This is a genomic window from Pseudomonas sp. IPO3747, assembly GCF_013385245.1.
In the GTDB taxonomy this organism is placed as follows: Bacteria; Pseudomonadota; Gammaproteobacteria; order Pseudomonadales; family Pseudomonadaceae; genus Aquipseudomonas; species Aquipseudomonas edaphica.
In genome coordinates, this window is the sequence record NZ_JACAQL010000008.1 from 343,663 (window position 1) to 360,378 (window position 16,716).

General features: G+C 59.3%; 16 protein-coding genes. 2 read left to right on the top strand and 14 right to left on the bottom strand.

The window, feature by feature from the left end:
• Positions 1-33 precede the first annotated feature (33 nt).
• The 8 genes from HX790_RS13215 to HX790_RS13250 form a co-directional block, all read right to left on the bottom strand.
• Positions 34-918, bottom strand: a complete 885-nt coding sequence (locus tag HX790_RS13215; protein ID WP_056860728.1) for an ABC transporter permease subunit — start codon at positions 916-918, stop codon at positions 34-36.
• Complete coding sequence (locus HX790_RS13220) at positions 915-1,835, bottom strand: ABC transporter permease subunit (RefSeq protein ID WP_017139530.1); 921 nt, start codon at positions 1,833-1,835, stop codon at positions 915-917. The genes HX790_RS13215 and HX790_RS13220 overlap by 4 nt, the downstream gene beginning before the upstream one ends.
• On the bottom strand, positions 1,832-2,974 hold the full coding sequence (locus HX790_RS13225) for an ABC transporter ATP-binding protein (protein WP_003195240.1): 1,143 nt from the start codon (positions 2,972-2,974) through the stop codon (positions 1,832-1,834). Before HX790_RS13225 ends, HX790_RS13220 begins: the two co-directional genes overlap by 4 nt.
• Before the next feature lie 65 nt (positions 2,975-3,039).
• Positions 3,040-4,134 carry a polyamine ABC transporter substrate-binding protein gene (locus tag HX790_RS13230; RefSeq protein ID WP_017139531.1) on the bottom strand — a complete coding sequence of 365 codons (1,095 nt, stop codon included), beginning with the start codon at positions 4,132-4,134 and terminating at the stop codon, positions 3,040-3,042.
• 164 nt (positions 4,135-4,298) lie between these two features.
• The gene (locus HX790_RS13235; RefSeq protein ID WP_026013874.1) at positions 4,299-5,393 is read right to left on the bottom strand and encodes a polyamine ABC transporter substrate-binding protein; all 1,095 of its coding nucleotides are present in this window, start codon (positions 5,391-5,393) and stop codon (positions 4,299-4,301) included.
• A 195-nt stretch (positions 5,394-5,588) separates the two neighbouring features.
• Complete coding sequence (locus HX790_RS13240; protein ID WP_099550304.1) at positions 5,589-6,953, bottom strand: aspartate aminotransferase family protein; 1,365 nt, start codon at positions 6,951-6,953, stop codon at positions 5,589-5,591.
• Positions 6,954-7,012: 59 nt separating this feature from the next.
• Complete coding sequence (locus HX790_RS13245) at positions 7,013-8,371, bottom strand: glutamine synthetase family protein (RefSeq protein WP_017139534.1); 1,359 nt, start codon at positions 8,369-8,371, stop codon at positions 7,013-7,015.
• Between the two features lie 39 nt (positions 8,372-8,410).
• Positions 8,411-9,190, bottom strand: coding sequence for a gamma-glutamyl-gamma-aminobutyrate hydrolase family protein (locus HX790_RS13250; protein ID WP_017139535.1), 780 nt, complete (start codon positions 9,188-9,190; stop codon positions 8,411-8,413).
• Between the two features lie 278 nt (positions 9,191-9,468).
• On the opposite strand from HX790_RS13250, the gene HX790_RS13255 reads away from it, so the two are divergent.
• Positions 9,469-10,845 carry a glutamine synthetase family protein gene (locus HX790_RS13255; protein WP_003213894.1) on the top strand — a complete coding sequence of 459 codons (1,377 nt, stop codon included), beginning with the start codon at positions 9,469-9,471 and terminating at the stop codon, positions 10,843-10,845.
• Positions 10,846-11,064: 219 nt separating this feature from the next.
• Positions 11,065-11,694 (top strand): TetR/AcrR family transcriptional regulator, encoded by a 630-nt coding sequence (locus HX790_RS13260; RefSeq protein ID WP_169987989.1) that lies wholly within the window; start codon positions 11,065-11,067, stop codon positions 11,692-11,694.
• Between the two features lie 122 nt (positions 11,695-11,816).
• Here the strand turns inward: HX790_RS13260 and HX790_RS13265 are convergent, their stop codons facing one another.
• The 6 genes from HX790_RS13265 to ssuE all read right to left on the bottom strand — a co-directional run bounded on the left by HX790_RS13265 (position 11,817) and on the right by ssuE (position 16,483).
• Positions 11,817-12,032, bottom strand: coding sequence for a molybdopterin-binding protein (locus HX790_RS13265; protein WP_003213899.1), 216 nt, complete (start codon positions 12,030-12,032; stop codon positions 11,817-11,819).
• Between the two features lie 19 nt (positions 12,033-12,051).
• Positions 12,052-12,858, bottom strand: coding sequence for an aliphatic sulfonates ABC transporter ATP-binding protein (ssuB, locus tag HX790_RS13270; protein ID WP_017139537.1), 807 nt, complete (start codon positions 12,856-12,858; stop codon positions 12,052-12,054).
• Positions 12,855-13,643, bottom strand: a complete 789-nt coding sequence (ssuC, locus tag HX790_RS13275; protein ID WP_017139538.1) for an aliphatic sulfonate ABC transporter permease SsuC — start codon at positions 13,641-13,643, stop codon at positions 12,855-12,857. Before ssuC ends, ssuB begins: the two co-directional genes overlap by 4 nt.
• Positions 13,644-13,652: 9 nt before the next feature.
• Complete coding sequence (gene ssuD / locus HX790_RS13280; RefSeq protein WP_017139539.1) at positions 13,653-14,801, bottom strand: FMNH2-dependent alkanesulfonate monooxygenase; 1,149 nt, start codon at positions 14,799-14,801, stop codon at positions 13,653-13,655.
• Positions 14,802-14,826: 25 nt separating this feature from the next.
• Positions 14,827-15,795 (bottom strand): sulfonate ABC transporter substrate-binding protein, encoded by a 969-nt coding sequence (locus HX790_RS13285; protein WP_017139540.1) that lies wholly within the window; start codon positions 15,793-15,795, stop codon positions 14,827-14,829.
• Positions 15,796-15,889: 94 nt separating this feature from the next.
• On the bottom strand, positions 15,890-16,483 hold the full coding sequence (ssuE, locus tag HX790_RS13290) for an NADPH-dependent FMN reductase (RefSeq protein WP_056860738.1): 594 nt from the start codon (positions 16,481-16,483) through the stop codon (positions 15,890-15,892).
• Positions 16,484-16,716 lie beyond the last annotated feature (233 nt).

Here is a 16,716-nt window from a genome sequence, read left to right on the forward strand (position 1 = left end):
GCCAGCTCCCACATTGTTTACGTGTTGCGCCAGTTAGACCGGCGCAGGCGCCCGGCGCTTGTCCGGTTGCTGCCAACCGTCCGCCGCCGCTTCTTCGATGGCTTGTTGGATCGCCTTCTTGCGCATCTCTTCGGCCCGACGGCTGAAGAACCACACCAGGAAGGTCACCAGCGACACCGCCAGCAGAATCAAACTGGCCACGGCGTTGATCTCGGGTTTAACCCCCAGACGTACTGCCGAGAACACTTCCATCGGCAACGTAGTCGAACCCGGCCCCGACACGAAGCTGGCCAGTACCAGGTCGTCCAGCGACAGCGCGAACGACATCATGCCGCCCGCTGCCAGGGACGGCGCGATCATCGGGATGGTGATCAGGAAGAACACCTTCCATGGCCGTGCACCCAAGTCCATCGCCGCTTCTTCGATCGACAGGTCCAGCTCACGCAAGCGCGCCGACACCACGACCGCCACATACGCCGCACAGAACGTGGTGTGGGCGATCCAGATGGTGACGATGCCACGTTCCTGGGGCCAGCCGATCATCTGCGCCATCGCCACGAACAGCAGCAACAGCGACAGACCGGTGATCACTTCGGGCATCACCAATGGCGCAGTCACCAGGCCGCCGAACAGCGTGCGGCCCTTGAAGTGGCTGATACGGGTCAGCACGAACGCCGCCAGCGTACCCAATGCCACCGCCGCAACGGCGGTGTAGCAGGCGATTTCCAGAGAGCGTGCCACCGAGCCCATCAACTGGGTGTTGTCCAGCAAGCCCACGTACCACTTGATCGACCAACCGCCCCACACCGTCACCAGTTTGGATTCGTTGAACGAGTAGATCACCAGGATCAGCATCGGCAGGTAGATAAACAGCAACCCCGCTACCAGCATGAAACTCGAGAAACTGAAGCGCTTCATATCTTGCCCTCCATCTCTTTGGCTTGGCTGCGGTTAAACAGGATGATCGGCACGATCAGGATCGCCAGCATCACCACCGCCAGGGCAGACGCCACCGGCCAGTCACGGTTGTTGAAGAATTCTTGCCACAGCACTTTACCGATCATCAGGGTTTCCGGGCCGCCGAGCAGTTCAGGAATCACGAACTCGCCCACCACCGGGATAAACACCAGCATGCAACCGGCGATGATGCCGTTCTTGGACAGCGGCACGGTGATTTTCCAGAAGCTGTTGAAGGTGCTCGAACCCAGGTCCGATGCGGCTTCCAGCAGGCTCTGGTCGTGTTTGACCAGGTTGGCGTACAGCGGCAGGATCATGAACGGCAGGTACGAATAGACCACGCCGATATACACCGCAATGTTGGTGTTGAGGATCTGCAGCGGCTCGTTGATCAGCCCGATGGACATCAGGAAGCCGTTGAGCAACCCGTTGTTGCTGAGGATGCCCATCCACGCATACACGCGGATCAGGATCGCGGTCCAGGTCGGCATCATGATCAGCAGCACCAGCACGGTCTGCATCTCTTTGCGCGCGCTGGCAATGGCGTAGGCCATCGGGTAGCCGATCAACAGGCACAAAATCGTGCTGAAAAACGCCATCTTCAGCGAGCCCAGGTAGGCGGCGATGTACAACTCATCGTCGCCGAGCATCGCGTAGTTGCCCAGGTTGAGCACCAATTGCAGCTTTTGCTCAACGAAGGTGTAGATCTCGGTGTAAGGCGGGATCGCCACGTCGGCTTCGGCAAAGCTGATCTTCAGGACGATGAAGAACGGCAGCGCAAAAAACAGGAACAGCCAGAGGAAAGGGATCCCGATGACCACATGCCGGCCACCGGGTGTTATTCGTTGCAGCTGGCGTTTGAACTTCTTCATGTTCATGAGCGAAGTACCACGCCGCTGTCGTCTTCCCACCACACGTACACCTGGTCACCCCAGGTTGGGCGCTGGCCACGGCGTTCGGCGTTGGCCACGAAAGACTGCACCAGCTTGCCGCTCGGCAGTTCCACGTAGAACACCGAGTGGCCGCCCAGGTAGGCGATGTCGTGCACCTTGCCGCTGGACCAGTTGTGCTCGCAGGTCGGCATTTCGGTGGTGACCAACAGCTTTTCCGGGCGGATGGCGTAGGTCACCGACTTGTCTTCCACCGAGGTGGCGATGCCGTAGCCCACGTAGATGTCGCGGTCCAGGTCCGGGCACTTGAGCACCGCGTGGCCTTCGGCGTCGTCCACCACTTGGGTGTCGAAAATGTTCACGTTGCCGATGAACTCGCACACCAGGCGGCTGGTTGGGGTTTCGTAGATGTCGATCGGGCTGCCGATCTGCGCGATCCAGCCCAGGTGCATGATCGCGATGCGCTCGGCCATGGTCATGGCCTCTTCCTGGTCGTGGGTCACCATCACGCAGGTCACGCCCACGCGCTCGATGATTTCCACCAGTTCCAGCTGCATCTGCGAACGCAGCTTTTTGTCCAATGCGCCCATCGGCTCATCGAGCAGCAGCAGTTTCGGGCGCTTGGCCAGGGAACGTGCCAACGCCACACGCTGGCGCTGGCCACCGGACAGCTGGTGCGGCTTGCGCTTGGCGTACTGGCTCATCTGCACCAGCTTGAGCATCTCGGCCACGCGGGCGTCGACTTCAGCCTTGGGGATCTTGTCCTGTTGCAGGCCGAAGGCGATGTTCTGCGCCACGGTCATGTGTGGGAACAAGGCGTAGGACTGGAACATCATGTTGATCGGCCGCTCGTAGGGCGGCATGTCGGTGATGTCCACACCGTCGAGGTAGATGCGACCTTCCGTTGGGCGCTCGAAGCCTGCGAGCATGCGCAGCAGGGTGGATTTGCCCGAACCCGAGCCGCCGAGCAAGGCGAAGATCTCGCCTTTTTTGATTTCCAGGGACACATCGTCCACGGCAATCGTCTCGTCGAACTTCTTCGTGACCCGGTCGATTTTGACCAACACCTTTTTCGGTGTCTGGTCGCCCTCGAGGGCTTTCTTATAGGCGCCGGAGGCAACTGCCATTTACGAAACTCCCAACAAAATTTGAGGTTCGCCCAAGACGGGCAAAACCTTGGATAGTTTGAGCTTTACTTGCCCGTCTTGACCTTGGTCCAGCTACGGGTCATTAAACGTTGCACTTTCGGGGGTAGCTCGAAGTTGACGAACGTCCGGTCGAGAACCGCCTGCGGTGGGTAAACCGCTGCGTCAGTGCGTATCGATTGCTCCATCAGTTTGTCCGCGCCTGGGTTAGGGTTGGCGTAACCGACTTGATCACTGACCTGAGCGATCACCTCAGGTTGCAGTAAATAGTTGATGAAGGCGTGGGCCTCTTTGACGTTGGTGGCGTCCTTGGGAATCGCCAGCACGTCAAACCACAAATTGCCGCCTTCTTTGGGAATCGTGTAGGCGATGTTCACGCCTTTGCCAGCCTCGGCCGCACGGGCCTTGGCCTGGAACACATCACCGGAGAAACCGGCCGCCACGCAAATGTTGCCGTTGGCCAGGTCCGAGATGTATTTGGAAGAATGGAAATAGGTCACGTAGGGCCGCACTTTGAGCAGCTTCTCTTCGGCCTTCTTGTAGTCTTCAGGGTTGGTGCTGTTGGGGTTCAGGCCCATGTAGTTGAGCACCGCCGGCAGCATTTCATCGGCCGAGTCCATGAACGAAACGCCACAGGTGGCGAGTTTCTTCATGTTCTCCGGCTCGAACAGCACGGCCCAGGAGTCGATATGGTCGACGCCCAGCACTTCTTTGACTTTATCGACGTTGTAGCCAATGCCGTTGGTACCCCACAGGTACGGCACGGAATACTGGTTACCTGGATCGTTCTTTTCCAGGCGCTTCAGCAGCGCCGGGTCGAGGTTGGCATAGTTTGTCAGCAATGACTTATCGAGCTTCTGGAACGCGCCAGCCTTGATCTGCTTGCCGAGAAAATGGTTGGACGGCACCACCACGTCGTAACCGGTACGACCGGCGAGCAACTTGCCTTCCAGGGTTTCGTTGGAATCAAACACGTCATACACGGGCTTGATGCCTGTCGCCTTTTCAAAGTTGGCCAGGGTGTCCGGGCCAATGTAGTCCGACCAGTTATAAATATGCACCGTCGGTGCGGCCTGCACGCTCACAGCCAGCGTGATACCTGCACCCACCAGCATGGCTTTGCGAAATAAAGAAATTGGCAAGTGGAGGTCCTCTTAAATAGTTGGGCCTTAAAGTTGTTGCCCGGCAACAAAACCGGCGCGCAACTTACCCTCGATAAACCGATCCGGCAAAACTTTCTGTCATTTAATTTTTGTGAACGGGTTTGTGCAGGAGCGGGCAAGCCCGCTCCCACAGGTTTCAACGTTTATTTACCCGATTTGATCTTGGTCCAGCTGCGTGTCATTTCACGCTGGGTTGCAGCCGGCAAGTCAGCAATGGCGTAGAGCTTGGCCTGCACATCGGCTGGCGGGTAGATGCCCGGGTCGCTGGTGATGTCTTTGTCGACCAGTGCGGTAGCCTTCTCGTTACCGTTCGGGAAACGCACGCTGTTGGTGATCGAGGCCATGACTTCCGGCTTGAGCAGGTAGTTCATGAACTTGTAGGCGGCGTCGACGTTTTCGGCATCTTTAGGGATGGCGACCATGTCGAAGAAGCTGCCGGCGCCTTCTTTCGGAATGTCGTAGGCCACTTTGACCTTGCCACCGGCTTCAGCCGCGCGGGACTTGGCCTGCTGGATGTCACCCGAGTAACCCACGGCTACGCAGATGTTGCCGTTGGCCAGGTCCGAGATGTACTTGGACGAGTGGAAGTAGCCGATCGATGGGCGCAGCTTGAGGAACAGGTCTTCAGCTTGCTTGAGGTCAGCTTTCTTCTGGGTGTCGGTCGGCAGGCCCAGGTAGTGCAGTGCCACCGGGAGCATTTCGGTTGGCGAATCAAGGAAGCTCACACCACAGCTTTTCAGCTTGGCGATGTTTTCAGGCTTGAGCAGCACATCCCACGAGTCGATCTTGTCGATACCCAGTGCAGCCTTGACCTTCTCCGGGTTGTAGCCGATGCCGATCGAGCCCCACATGTACGGGAAGGCGTGCTTGTTGTCCGGGTCGCTGATCGACACGGCTTTAAGCAGGGATTTGTTCAGGTTGTCGTAGTTAGGCAGCTTGGACTTGTCCAGCTCCTGATAGACACCGGCCTTGATCTGCTTGGCGAGGAAGTTGTTCGACGGCACGACGATGTCGTAACCGGACTTGCCTGCCAGCAACTTGGCTTCGAGGGTCTCGTTGCTGTCAAAAACGTCGTACACCACCTTGATGCCCGACTCTTTTTCAAAGTTGGCGATGGTGTCCGGTGCAATGTAGTCGGACCAGTTGTACACATGCAGGACTTTATCGTCTGCCTGGGCCGCGCCCGCCATTGCGCCCAACAGGGACAAGGCGAGGAGGGTCTTGCCAGCGTTCTTCAAACCTAATGCCTTCATTTGGTGATGCTCCAATTTTTCTTTTTTGGGCCACGTTCTTAGAGTGTTAAGCGGCCCGTCTAAAGGGCAACAAAACAGGGCGACAGTCTGGCAAGTTCCGAGGCCGGCTTTCAACCAAAGCCTCATTTATAGCTGCTCAGAATGCAGCGCCCGAAAGCCGCTGCGTTCTGAGCCTAGCACTTAGCCCTGCAATGCCGCCAAAGTCAGGTCCAGGCAGTGGCGAGCCTTGGTCACCAGCTCGTCGATTTCCGCGTTGCTGATTACCAGCGGCGGCGAAATGATCATGGTGTCGCCCACGGCGCGCATGATCAGGCCATTCTCGAAGCAGAACGTGCGGCAGATCATGCCCACACCACGGCCTTCGTAACGTTTGCGCGTGGCCTTGTCCTGCACCAGCTCAATCGCCCCGAGCATGCCCACACCGCGCACTTCACCCACCAGCGGGTGATCAGCCAGTTCCCTCAGACGTTTCTGCAAATACGGTGCCGCTTCTTCGTGCACCCGCTTAATGATTTTTTCATCACGCATGATGCGGATGTTTTCCAGGGCCACGGCGGCGGCCACCGGGTGACCGGAATAGGTGAAGCCGTGGTTGAAATCGCCGCCTTCATTGAGCACGGCAACCACGTCGTCATGCACGATCAAGCCGCCCATGGGGATGTAACCCGAGGTCAGGCCTTTGGCGATGGTCATCATGTGGGGCTTGAGGTCGTAGAAATCACTGCCAAACCACTCACCGGTGCGGCCAAAACCGCAGATCACTTCGTCGGCGACGAACAGGATGTCGTACTTGGCGAGGATTTCCTTGATGCGCGGCCAATAGGTCTCAGGCGGCACGATCACGCCACCGGCACCCTGGATCGGCTCGGCAATAAAGGCACCGACGTTGTCCACGCCCAGTTCCAGAATCTTTTCTTCCAACTGATTGGCAGCCCAGATCCCGAACTCTTCCGGGCTCATGTCGCCGCCTTCGCCATACCAGTACGGCTGGGCGATGTGGGTGATGCCCGGAATCGGCAGGTCGCCCTGTTCATGCATATAGGTCATGCCGCCCAGGCTCGCGCCGGCCACGGTGGAACCGTGGTAGCCATTCTTGCGGCTGATGATGGTTTTCTTGTTCGGCTGGCCCTTGACCGCCCAGTAGTGGCGGACCATGCGCAGCATGGTGTCGTTGCCTTCGGAGCCGGAACCGGTAAAGAACACGTGGTTCATGCCGGCAGGCGCGACATCGGCAATGACTTTGGCCAACTCCAGCACCGGCGGGTGCGCGGTCTGGAAGAACAGGTTGTAGTACGGCAGTTCTTTCATCTGCTTGGCGGCGGCGTCAGCCAGTTCATCGCGACCGTAACCGATCGCCACGCACCACAGCCCGGCCATGCCGTCGAGGATCTTGTTGCCTTCGCTGTCCCACAGGTAAACGCCGTGGGCTTTGGTGATGATCCGTGGGCCTTTCTCTTTCAATTGCTTGAAGTCGCTGAACGGCGCCAGGTGGTGATCATTGCTCAAGGCTTGCCATTCACGGGTTTGCGGGTTGTTGCTGGACATACCGGTCTCCTAGACTTTTTCGGTGAAGGGCGCGCGGGTTGCCCTGCGCGCCCGGCGCATCAGACGGCGAAGAGCAGGAATTCCCGCTCCCACGAACTGATCACGCGCTTGAAGTTTTCATGCTCGGCCCGCTTGACCGCGACGTAGCCTGTGATGAATTTCTGCCCCAGGTACTTCTCGATGGTCTTGCTGTTTTCCATGCGCTCCAGGGCGTCTTCGATGGTCAACGGCAGGCGCAGGTTGCGGCGCTCGTAACCACGCCCCACTACAGGTGCGCTGGGGTTATGGCCTTCGACCATGCCGATGTAGCCACACAGCAAGCTGGCGGCAATCGCCAGGTACGGGTTGGCATCGGCGCCTGGCAGGCGGTTTTCGACACGGCGGTTCTGCGGGCCGGCATCCGGTACACGCAGGCCCACAGTGCGGTTCTCTTCACCCCACTCCACGTTAACCGGCGCCGAGGTGTCGGGCAGGAAGCGACGGAACGAATTCACATTGGGGGCAAACAGCGGCAGCAATTCAGGGATGAACTTCTGCAGGCCGCCAATGTGATTGAGGAACAGCTGGCTCATGGTCCCGTCTTCATTAGAGAAGACGTTTTTGCCGGTGGCGATGTCGATGATGCTCTGGTGCAAGTGCATCGCGCTGCCCGGCTCGCCGGTCATCGGCTTGGCCATAAAGGTGGCGGCCACGTTGTGCTTGAGCGCGGCTTCACGCATGGTGCGCTTGAACACCAGAATCTGGTCGGCCAGGGACAAAGCATCGCCGTGACGGAAGTTGATTTCCATCTGCGCCGTGCCGTCCTCGTGAATCAGCGTGTCGAGGTCCAGCTCCTGCAGTTCGCACCAGTCGTAGACGTCTTCGAACAACGGGTCGAATTCGTTGGCGGCTTCTATAGAGAAGGACTGACGGCCCGTCTCCGGGCGACCGGAACGGCCAATCGGCGGTTGCAACGGGAAGTCCGGGTCTTCGCAGCGCTTGGTCAGGTAGAACTCCATCTCCGGCGCCACGATCGGCTGCCAACCCCGGTCGGAATAGAGCTTGAGTACCTTCTTGAGCACGTTGCGCGGCGACAGCTCGATGGGGTTGCCTTGTTTGTCGTAGGTGTCGTGGATCACCTGGGCGGTGGGCTCGATGGCCCAAGGCACCAGGAATACCGCGTTCTGGTCGGGGCGGCAGATCATGTCGATGTCGGCCGGGTCGAGCAATTCGTAATAGATGTCGTCTTCGACATAGTCGCCGGTCACGGTCTGCAACAGAACGCTCTCGGGCAGGCGCATGCCTTTTTCGGCGATGAACTTGTTGGTCGGCGAGATCTTGCCCCGGGTGATGCCCGTGAGGTCGCCAATCATGCATTCGACTTCTGTGATCTTGTGGTCTTTCAACCAATCGGTGAGCTGGTCGAGGTTGTTACTCATAAATGCCTCTGGGCTGTGTTTCCTGACATCCATTAAAGGTCAGGCGTTGGTTGACGCAGCATCCGCGTCGCGTTGCATCGCCCGCTTTCGACAAGCCGAGCCAAAGGCCTGGAAGATCGCGAGGTAGTGCGGGTTAGAGCTTACCTGCCATTCGGGGTGCCATTGCACTCCTAAAGCAAAAGCCTTGCCCGACGTGTAAGAAAAAGCTTCGATCAACCCATCGGGTGCGGTCGCTTCGACCTGCATACCCGGCGCCAGGCGATCAACGCCCTGGCTATGAATCGAGTTGACCTGGATCGTCGGCGGCAAACCCAGGCCTGCCAATACCCCATTGGGGGTAATCGCCACGGCGTGCGCCGGGCCGTACTGGACTTCCAGCGGCTGGGTCTCGTCTTCGCGGTGATCCATCATGCCCGGTACTTCATGAACCTTCTGGTGCAGGCTGCCGCCGAACGCCACGTTCATTTCCTGAAAGCCACGGCAGATGCCCAGCACCGGCACGCCGGCCGCAATCGCGGCGCGCAGCAACGGCAGGGTGGTCTGGTCGCGTGCAGAATCATGAGCAGTCCCGGGCGCGCTGGCCGGACCATCGTAGTGAAAGGGTTCGATATTGGACGGGGAGCCGGTAAAGAGAATGCCATCCAGGCCGTCAAGAATATTGGCCGGGTCGAGCAGATCACCCAAGGATGGAATGATCAATGGCAAGCCCTTGGCAGCGACTGCGACTGCACGGACGTATTTGTCGCCACTGATGTGATAAGCATGCAAACCGACCTGTTTGGAGCAGGCGGTGACGCCGATTAACGGCAGGCGAGACATGAAGCACCCCGGTATTATTGCTGTTATGGGTTTGAATCGAGCTTAGCCTTGTTCATTTTTTTACACAACACCCCCGTAAAAAATACAACACGGCCCGCTTTAGCCTGCTAGTCCCAAGCCCTTCAAACCCAAAAAACCGCCCCAAAAAGCCCCAAAAAAGGCCTCAAGGCGCTTTTTTAGGGCAAAAAAGGCCTCGCTTGACTTCGGCATGCCGTTCGGGTTGACTGAAACCAGAAAAGATCAATGATTGATATTTTTAACAACAAAGGTGTTGCATCATGTCGGTACCCCCGCGTGCCGTTCAGCTTAACGAAGCGAACGCGTTCCTTAAGGATCATCCTGAGGTTCTGTACGTAGACCTTCTAATTGCGGATATGAATGGTGTGGTGCGCGGTAAGCGCATCGAACGCACCAGCCTCCACAAGGTTTACGAGAAGGGCATTAACCTGCCTGCCTCTTTATTTGCCCTGGATATCAACGGCTCGACGGTGGAAAGCACCGGCCTGGGTCTGGACATCGGTGATGCTGACCGAATCTGTTATCCAATCCCCGACACCCTGTGCAATGAACCCTGGCAAAAGCGCCCAACCGCGCAACTGCTGATGACCATGCACGAACTTGAAGGTGAACCTTTCTTCGCCGATCCTCGCGAAGTGCTCCGCCAAGTTGTAAGCAAATTTGACGACCTCGGTCTGACCATCTGCGCCGCCTTCGAGCTTGAGTTCTACCTGATCGACCAGGAGAACGTGAACGGCCGCCCACAACCGCCCCGCTCGCCGATCTCCGGCAAACGCCCGCACTCGACACAGGTGTACCTGATCGACGACCTCGACGAATACGTCGACTGCCTCCAGGACATTCTGGAAGGTGCCAAAGAGCAAGGCATCCCGGCTGACGCCATCGTCAAGGAAAGTGCCCCGGCGCAGTTCGAAGTGAACCTGCACCACGTCGCCGACCCGATCAAGGCCTGCGACTACGCGGTACTGCTCAAGCGCCTGATCAAGAACATCGCCTACGACCATGAGATGGACACCACCTTCATGGCCAAGCCTTACCCAGGCCAGGCAGGCAACGGTTTGCACGTACACATCTCCATTTTGGACAAGGACGGCAAGAATATTTTTGCCAGCGAGGATCCCGAGCAGAACGCCGCATTGCGTCACGCGATCGGCGGTGTGCTCGAGACCCTGCCCGCCCAAATGGCGTTCCTGTGCCCCAACGTCAACTCCTACCGTCGTTTCGGCGCACAGTTCTACGTGCCGAACTCGCCGTGCTGGGGCCTGGATAACCGCACTGTGGCCATTCGCGTACCCACCGGCTCGTCCGATGCCGTGCGTATCGAACACCGCGTGGCCGGTGCCGACGCCAACCCGTACCTGCTGATGGCTTCGGTCTTGGCGGGCGTGCACCACGGTCTTACCAACAAGATCGAGCCTGGCGCTCCAGTGGAAGGCAACAGCTACGAGCAGAACGAACAGAGCCTGCCGAACAACCTGCGCGATGCATTGCGTGAGTTGGACGACAGCGAGGTGATGGCCAAGTACATCGATCCTAAATACATCGATATCTTCGTCGCCTGTAAGGAAAGTGAGCTGGAAGAGTTTGAACACTCCATCTCCGACCTTGAGTACAACTGGTATCTGCATACGGTGTAAGCCGTTGCTGCTTTAAAAAATGCCGCAGGCTTTATGGCCTGCGGCATTTTTTTGAGTTTATTCCGGTAGACCGCGTTGTATTCATCGCAGGCAAGCCAGCTCCCACACTTGAATGCGTTCACAGATCAAAGTGTGGGAGCTGGCTTGCCTGCGATGAGGCCCTGGCAGACAACACACCCTCCTGCTCATACAATGCGCTCTGCCTTGTAGGAGACTTCCATGCCCACCCGCCCCGCCGCCACTCGCAAACCCCGCGCCCGCAGCCAGGCCCGGATCGATGCGATCCTCGACGCCGCCCGCACCTTGCTGGCGAGCGAAGGCGTGGCGAGCTTGTCGATCTACAGCGTGGCCGAACGGGCGCAGATCCCACCGTCGTCGGTGTATCACTTTTTCGCCAGCGTGCCGGCGCTGCTGGAGGCATTGACCGCCGATGTCCATGCCGCTTTCCGCGCGGCGATCCAGGCCCCCATCGAGCATGATTCACTCAAGGTGTGGCGCGACCTGTCCTCTATCGTCGAGCAACGCATGCTCAGCATCTACAGCAACGACGCGGCCGCACGCCAGTTGATCCTGGCGCAACACGGGCTTGCCGAAGTGACCCAGGCGGACCGTCAGCATGATTTGGAGCTGGGGGATTTAATGCTTGACGTGTTCAACCGCCACTTCGAAGTGCCGACCTTGCCCACCGACGTGGACGTGTTCGCGCTGGCGCTGGAGTTGAGCGACCGCGTGTACGCGCGCTCGGTGCATCAGCATGGGCAGATTACGCCGCGCATGGCCGAGGAAGGGATGCGGGTGTTTGATGCGTATGTGGGGCTTTATTTGCCGGCGTATTTGCCCAAGCGCTGATCGTTCCCACGCTCTGCGTGGGAATGCCGCCTGGGACGCTCCGCGTCCCGCCTGCATTGCGGTGACGCAGAGCGTCACGGGATGCATTACCACGCAGAGCGTGGGAACGATCAGTGGAGTGATCACAACTTGGCGATCGACACCTCGGTGGACTTCACAAAGGCAATCACTTCGCTGCCAATCACCAGTTCCAGCTCTTTGACCGAGCGGGTAGTGATCACCGAAGTCACGATGCCGGACGCGGTCTGCACGTCGATTTCCGACAGCACGTCGCCTTCGACGATTTCCTTGATGGTGCCTTTGAACTGGTTACGTACGTTGATGGCTTTGATAGTCATGATGGTTTTCCTCTATGCGTTATTGAGCCCAACGCAATTGCGTAGGCAGCGGTGAAACAGGTTCAGGTTCCGGCGGCGAGCCTGGCAGCGACAGCACCCGGTTAAGCACTTCAGCTTCCAGCGCGGCCAGGCGATGTGAGCCACGGGCACGCGGGCGTGGCAGGTCGACGATCAGGTCGAGGCCGATTTCGCCGTCTTCAATCAGAATCACGCGGTCAGCAATCGCCACGGCTTCGCTGACATCATGGGTGACCAGCAACACGGTGAAGCCGTGCTTCTGCCAAAGATTTTCGATCAGTTGCTGCATCTCGATGCGGGTCAGGGCGTCCAGCGCCCCCAACGGCTCATCGAGCAGCAACAGGCGCGGCTGGTGAATCAACGCGCGAGCCAGGGCCACGCGTTGCTTCTGGCCACCGGACAAGGCCGCCGGCCACTCATTGGCGCGCTCGGCCAAACCCACTGCCTCCAACGCTTCCAATGCCTTGGGACGCCAGTTGCCTTTAAGGCCCAGGCCCACGTTGTCGATGATTTTTTTCCACGGCAGCAAACGCGCTTCCTGGAACATCAACCGCGTGTCTTCAATCGCCTCGCTCAACGGCGCGGAGCCGGCCAGCAGCTCGCCGCCACTGGCTTTATCCAGGCCTGCGAGCAGACGCAGCAAGGTACTTTTGCCGCAGCCGCTGCGGCCGACCACGGCCACGAACTGACCGGCCGGAATGTGCAGATCAATCTCTTTGAGTACTTCCCGCGCACCAAAGGCCTTGCGCAATTTGCGCACCGCCAGCGGGATGCCCTTGAGCAGGCGCGGAGGTTGTTGAGCGGTCATGCCGCACCTCCTTTATTCACTTGGTAAGCCGGATGCCAGCGCAGCCACACACGTTCCAGGCCACGCGCCGCGAGGTCGGCGAGCTTGCCGAGGATGGCGTAGAGCACAATCGCCAGTACCACCACGTCGGTTTGCAGGAATTCGCGGGCGTTCATCGCCAGGTAACCGATGCCGGAACTGGCCGAGATGGTTTCCGCCACGATCAGCGTCAGCCACATAAAGCCCAGGGCGAAGCGCACGCCCACCAGAATCGAAGGCAACGCGCCCGGCAGGATCACTTGCCAGAACAGGCTGAAACCGGACAAACCGTAGCTGCGCGACATCTCCACCAGCGCCGGGTCGACGTTGCGGATGCCGTGGTAGGTATTCAGGTAAATCGGGAACAGCGTGCCGAGGGCGACCAGGAAAATCTTCGCGGTCTCGTCAATGCCGAACCACAAAATCACCAGCGGAATCAACGCCAGGTGCGGCACGTTGCGGATCATCTGCACCGAGCTGTCCAGCAGGCGCTCGCCCCACTTCGACAGGCCGGTGATAAAGCCCAGGGCCAAACCGATGCTGCCACCGATCACAAAGCCCAGCCCGGCACGCCAGCCGCTGATGGCCAGGTGCGTCCAGATTTCGCCGCTGCGTACCAGGTTGACGCCCGCTTCGATCACGGCGCTGGGCGCCGGCAGAATGCGCGTCGACAACCAGCCCGCCGACACCGACAACTGCCACACCGCCAGCAGTAAAATCGGCAGCACCCAGGGCGCAACACGATGACTTAATTTTTCAAAATCCATAATGGCGCCTCAGCTCTGCGACGCAGCTTTGGGAAGGATGTCGTTGGCGACCATTTCGCCGAACGGGCTGACGTAACCGGCGCTTTTTGGCAGCTCGGGACGCTCGATATCCAGGTGCGGGAACAACAACTCGGCAACCCGATACGACTCTTCCAGGTGTGGGTAACCGGAGAAGATAAAAGTGTCGATGCCCAGCGCCGCGTATTCCTTGACCCGCGCCGCAACGGTTGGGCCGTCACCCACCAGTGCGGTGCCGGCACCGCCGCGCACTAGGCCGACACCGGCCCACAGGTTGGGGCTGACTTCGAGGTTGTCGCGGTTGCCACCGTGCAAAGCGGCCATACGCTGCTGGCCAACCGAGTCGAAACGCGCCAGGGATGCCTGGGCGCGGGCGATGGTTTCGTCATCCAGATGGGAAATCAGTTTGTCGGCGGCTTTCCACGCTTCATCGTTGGTTTCGCGCACGATGACATGCAGGCGAATACCGAAGCGCACGGTGCGCCCAAGTTTTGCTGCCTTGGCCCGCACCTGCTCGATCTTTTCCGCGACGGCGGCCGGTGGTTCGCCCCAGGTCAACACCATTTCCACCTGTTCGGCTGCCAGGTCCTGGGCGGCTTCAGAGGAGCCGCCGAAGTACAGCGGCGGACGTGGCTGCTGGATCGGCGGATAGAGCAATTTGGCGCCTTTGACGCTGATGTGCTCGCCGTCGTAATCCACGGTTTCGCCTTCGAGCACGCGGCGCCAGATGCGGGTGAATTCCACCGAGGCCTGGTAGCGCTCTTCGTGGCTGAGGAACAAGCCATCGCCGGCCAGCTCTTCCGGATCACCGCCGGTGACCAGGTTGAACAAAGCGCGCCCGCCGGACAACCGGTCCAGGGTCGCGGCCTGACGCGCCGCCACCGTCGGGGAGATGATGCCGGGGCGCAGCGCGACAAGGAATTTCAGTCGCTGGGTTACCGGGATCAGCGAGGCGGCGACCAGCCACGAGTCTTCACAGGAGCGGCCGGTAGGAATCAGCACCCCACCGAACCCCAGGCGGTCAGCCGCCTGGGCCACTTGCTGCAGATAACCGTGATCGACGGCGCGGGCGCCTTCGGCGGTGCCAAGGTAATGGCCGTCGCCGTGGGTAGGCAGGAACCAGAAAATATTGAGGCTCATGGAGTTGTCTCCTGAAGAAGTCGGATTACGGCGCTTTGGCGACGGCGGCGGATGGAGTCCAGATCACGTCCTTGATGCTCAAGGGTTTGGGGATCAATTTGAGCTGGTAGAAGGTGTCGGCGATTTTCTGCTGGGCGGCGACCACTTCCGGGGTCAGGAACAGCGCGCCGTAGCCTTGGCGCTTGACCGAGGTCAGGGTGATGTCCGCCGGCAAGCCGAGCAGTGGCGCGACTTGTTCGGTTACTTCCTGAGGGTTGGCCTTGGACCATTCGCCCACTGCGCGCACTTCTTCCACCAGCGCCTTGATCACGTCCGGGTGCTGCGTGGCGTAGGGCTTGGTGGCCAGGTAGAACTGGTGGTTGTCGGCAATGCCGGTGCCGTCACGCAGGGTGCGCGCTTGCAGTTGTTTCTCGGCGGCTGCCTGGTACGGGTCCCAGATCACCCAGGCATCGACGCTGCCACGCTCGAACGCGGCGCGGGCATCGGCGGGTGGCAGGAAGATGGTGTGCACGTCGGTGTATTTGAGGCCGGCATCTTCCAGGGCACGTACCAACAGGTAGTGCACGTTGGAGCCTTTGTTGAGCACGATTTTCTTGCCCTTGAGCTCGGCCACCGATTTGATCGTCGAATCCTTGGGCACCAGGATCGCTTCACTGGTCGGCGCGGGTGGCTCATAGGCGACGTAGAGCAAATCTGCACCCGCCGCCTGGGCGAACACGGGCGGCGTTTCGCCGGTGACACCAAAGTCGATCGCACCGACGTTCAGGCCTTCGAGCAACTGCGGGCCACCGGGGAATTCGGTCCATTGCACTTGCACGCCCTGGGCGGCCAGGCGTTTTTCCAGCGAGCCCTTGGCTTTGAGCAGCACCAGCGTGCCGTACTTCTGATAACCGATCCGCAACGTCTCGGCGGCCTGGGCTTGAACAATGGCGCCGAAGGACACAGCCGCAGCAAACAGTGCGACCAGACCACGACGCAAGATGACAGTGCGCATGGCGCTCTCTCCAAATAATGCGATGAGGGGGTTGGCTGCACCTGCTTGGCCGTTGGCGGCTGAGTAAGGTGAGTACTACAAAATCCGGTACGGCTTAAATGCTCCAGCGAGCACTCAACAAACGTTCATTCAACACATTGGGGTCCAGCGGTTTGGGGCGACGGGCCATGGCGCCATACAGCGTCTCCAGGGCTTCGTGCAGACGCTGTTCAAGCACCGGCACCAGTTGCGCCTGGGCACTGCCTTCGGCGTAAGCGATCTGGCTGTCTTCGGCGAAAATACCGTGGAGCAATTCCTGGGCCTTGAGGGCCGACAGCACCGGCTTCAAGGCGTAGTCCACCGCCAGCATGTGGGCAATGCTGCCGCCGGTGGCCATTGGCAACACGATCTTGTGGGCCAGGGCGCGCTCGGGCAGCAGGTCGAGTACGGTTTTCAGCGCGCCGGAAAACGAGGCCTTGTACACCGGCGTGGCGATGACCAGGCCGTCGGCATTGGCGATTTGCTGCAACAGATCGATGACTTTGGGGCTGTCGAAGCGGGCGTGCAGCAAGTCTTCGGCGGGGAAGTCCCGTATCTGATAACTCACCACTTCCACGCCTTTGTCTTGCAGCCACTGACGGGTTTTTTCCAGCAAGACCCCGGAGCGCGAACGCTGGCTGGGGCTGCCTCCAAGTGTTACGACCAGCATGCAGGTATTCCTTGGGCAAGTGTCGGCGGTTCGCTGGGTGGCGATGTCGCCAAGATGGAACAGACCCTATCAGCATATTTATATATCTTAAAATCTTATTTTTTCATTTGTTTATTCTATAAATGCATATGCCGTCGAATAATCTCAAGGCGAAAAAAAAGGCCGTCGAAACGGCCTGAAAACCCCTGCTATGTGAGACTGGAAATACCGACAAATGTGGGAGCAACTGTCTT

Excerpts from the sequence above, each read along its gene's own strand:
- HX790_RS13215 (WP_056860728.1), bottom strand. The coding sequence starts at position 918 with ATGAAGCGCTTCAGTTTCTCGAGTTTCATGCTGGTAGCGGGGTTGCTG.
- HX790_RS13220 (WP_017139530.1), bottom strand. The coding sequence starts at position 1,835 with ATGAACATGAAGAAGTTCAAACGCCAGCTGCAACGAATAACACCCGGT.
- HX790_RS13225 (WP_003195240.1), bottom strand. The coding sequence starts at position 2,974 with ATGGCAGTTGCCTCCGGCGCCTATAAGAAAGCCCTCGAGGGCGACCAG.
- HX790_RS13240 (WP_099550304.1), bottom strand. The coding sequence starts at position 6,953 with ATGTCCAGCAACAACCCGCAAACCCGTGAATGGCAAGCCTTGAGCAAT.
- HX790_RS13245 (WP_017139534.1), bottom strand. The coding sequence starts at position 8,371 with ATGAGTAACAACCTCGACCAGCTCACCGATTGGTTGAAAGACCACAAG.
- HX790_RS13250 (WP_017139535.1), bottom strand. The coding sequence starts at position 9,190 with ATGTCTCGCCTGCCGTTAATCGGCGTCACCGCCTGCTCCAAACAGGTC.
- HX790_RS13255 (WP_003213894.1), top strand. The coding sequence starts at position 9,469 with ATGTCGGTACCCCCGCGTGCCGTTCAGCTTAACGAAGCGAACGCGTTC.
- HX790_RS13260 (WP_169987989.1), top strand. The coding sequence starts at position 11,065 with ATGCCCACCCGCCCCGCCGCCACTCGCAAACCCCGCGCCCGCAGCCAG.
- HX790_RS13265 (WP_003213899.1), bottom strand. The coding sequence starts at position 12,032 with ATGACTATCAAAGCCATCAACGTACGTAACCAGTTCAAAGGCACCATC.
- ssuB (WP_017139537.1), bottom strand. The coding sequence starts at position 12,858 with ATGACCGCTCAACAACCTCCGCGCCTGCTCAAGGGCATCCCGCTGGCG.
- ssuC (WP_017139538.1), bottom strand. The coding sequence starts at position 13,643 with ATGGATTTTGAAAAATTAAGTCATCGTGTTGCGCCCTGGGTGCTGCCG.
- ssuD (WP_017139539.1), bottom strand. The coding sequence starts at position 14,801 with ATGAGCCTCAATATTTTCTGGTTCCTGCCTACCCACGGCGACGGCCAT.
- HX790_RS13285 (WP_017139540.1), bottom strand. The coding sequence starts at position 15,795 with ATGCGCACTGTCATCTTGCGTCGTGGTCTGGTCGCACTGTTTGCTGCG.
- ssuE (WP_056860738.1), bottom strand. The coding sequence starts at position 16,483 with ATGCTGGTCGTAACACTTGGAGGCAGCCCCAGCCAGCGTTCGCGCTCC.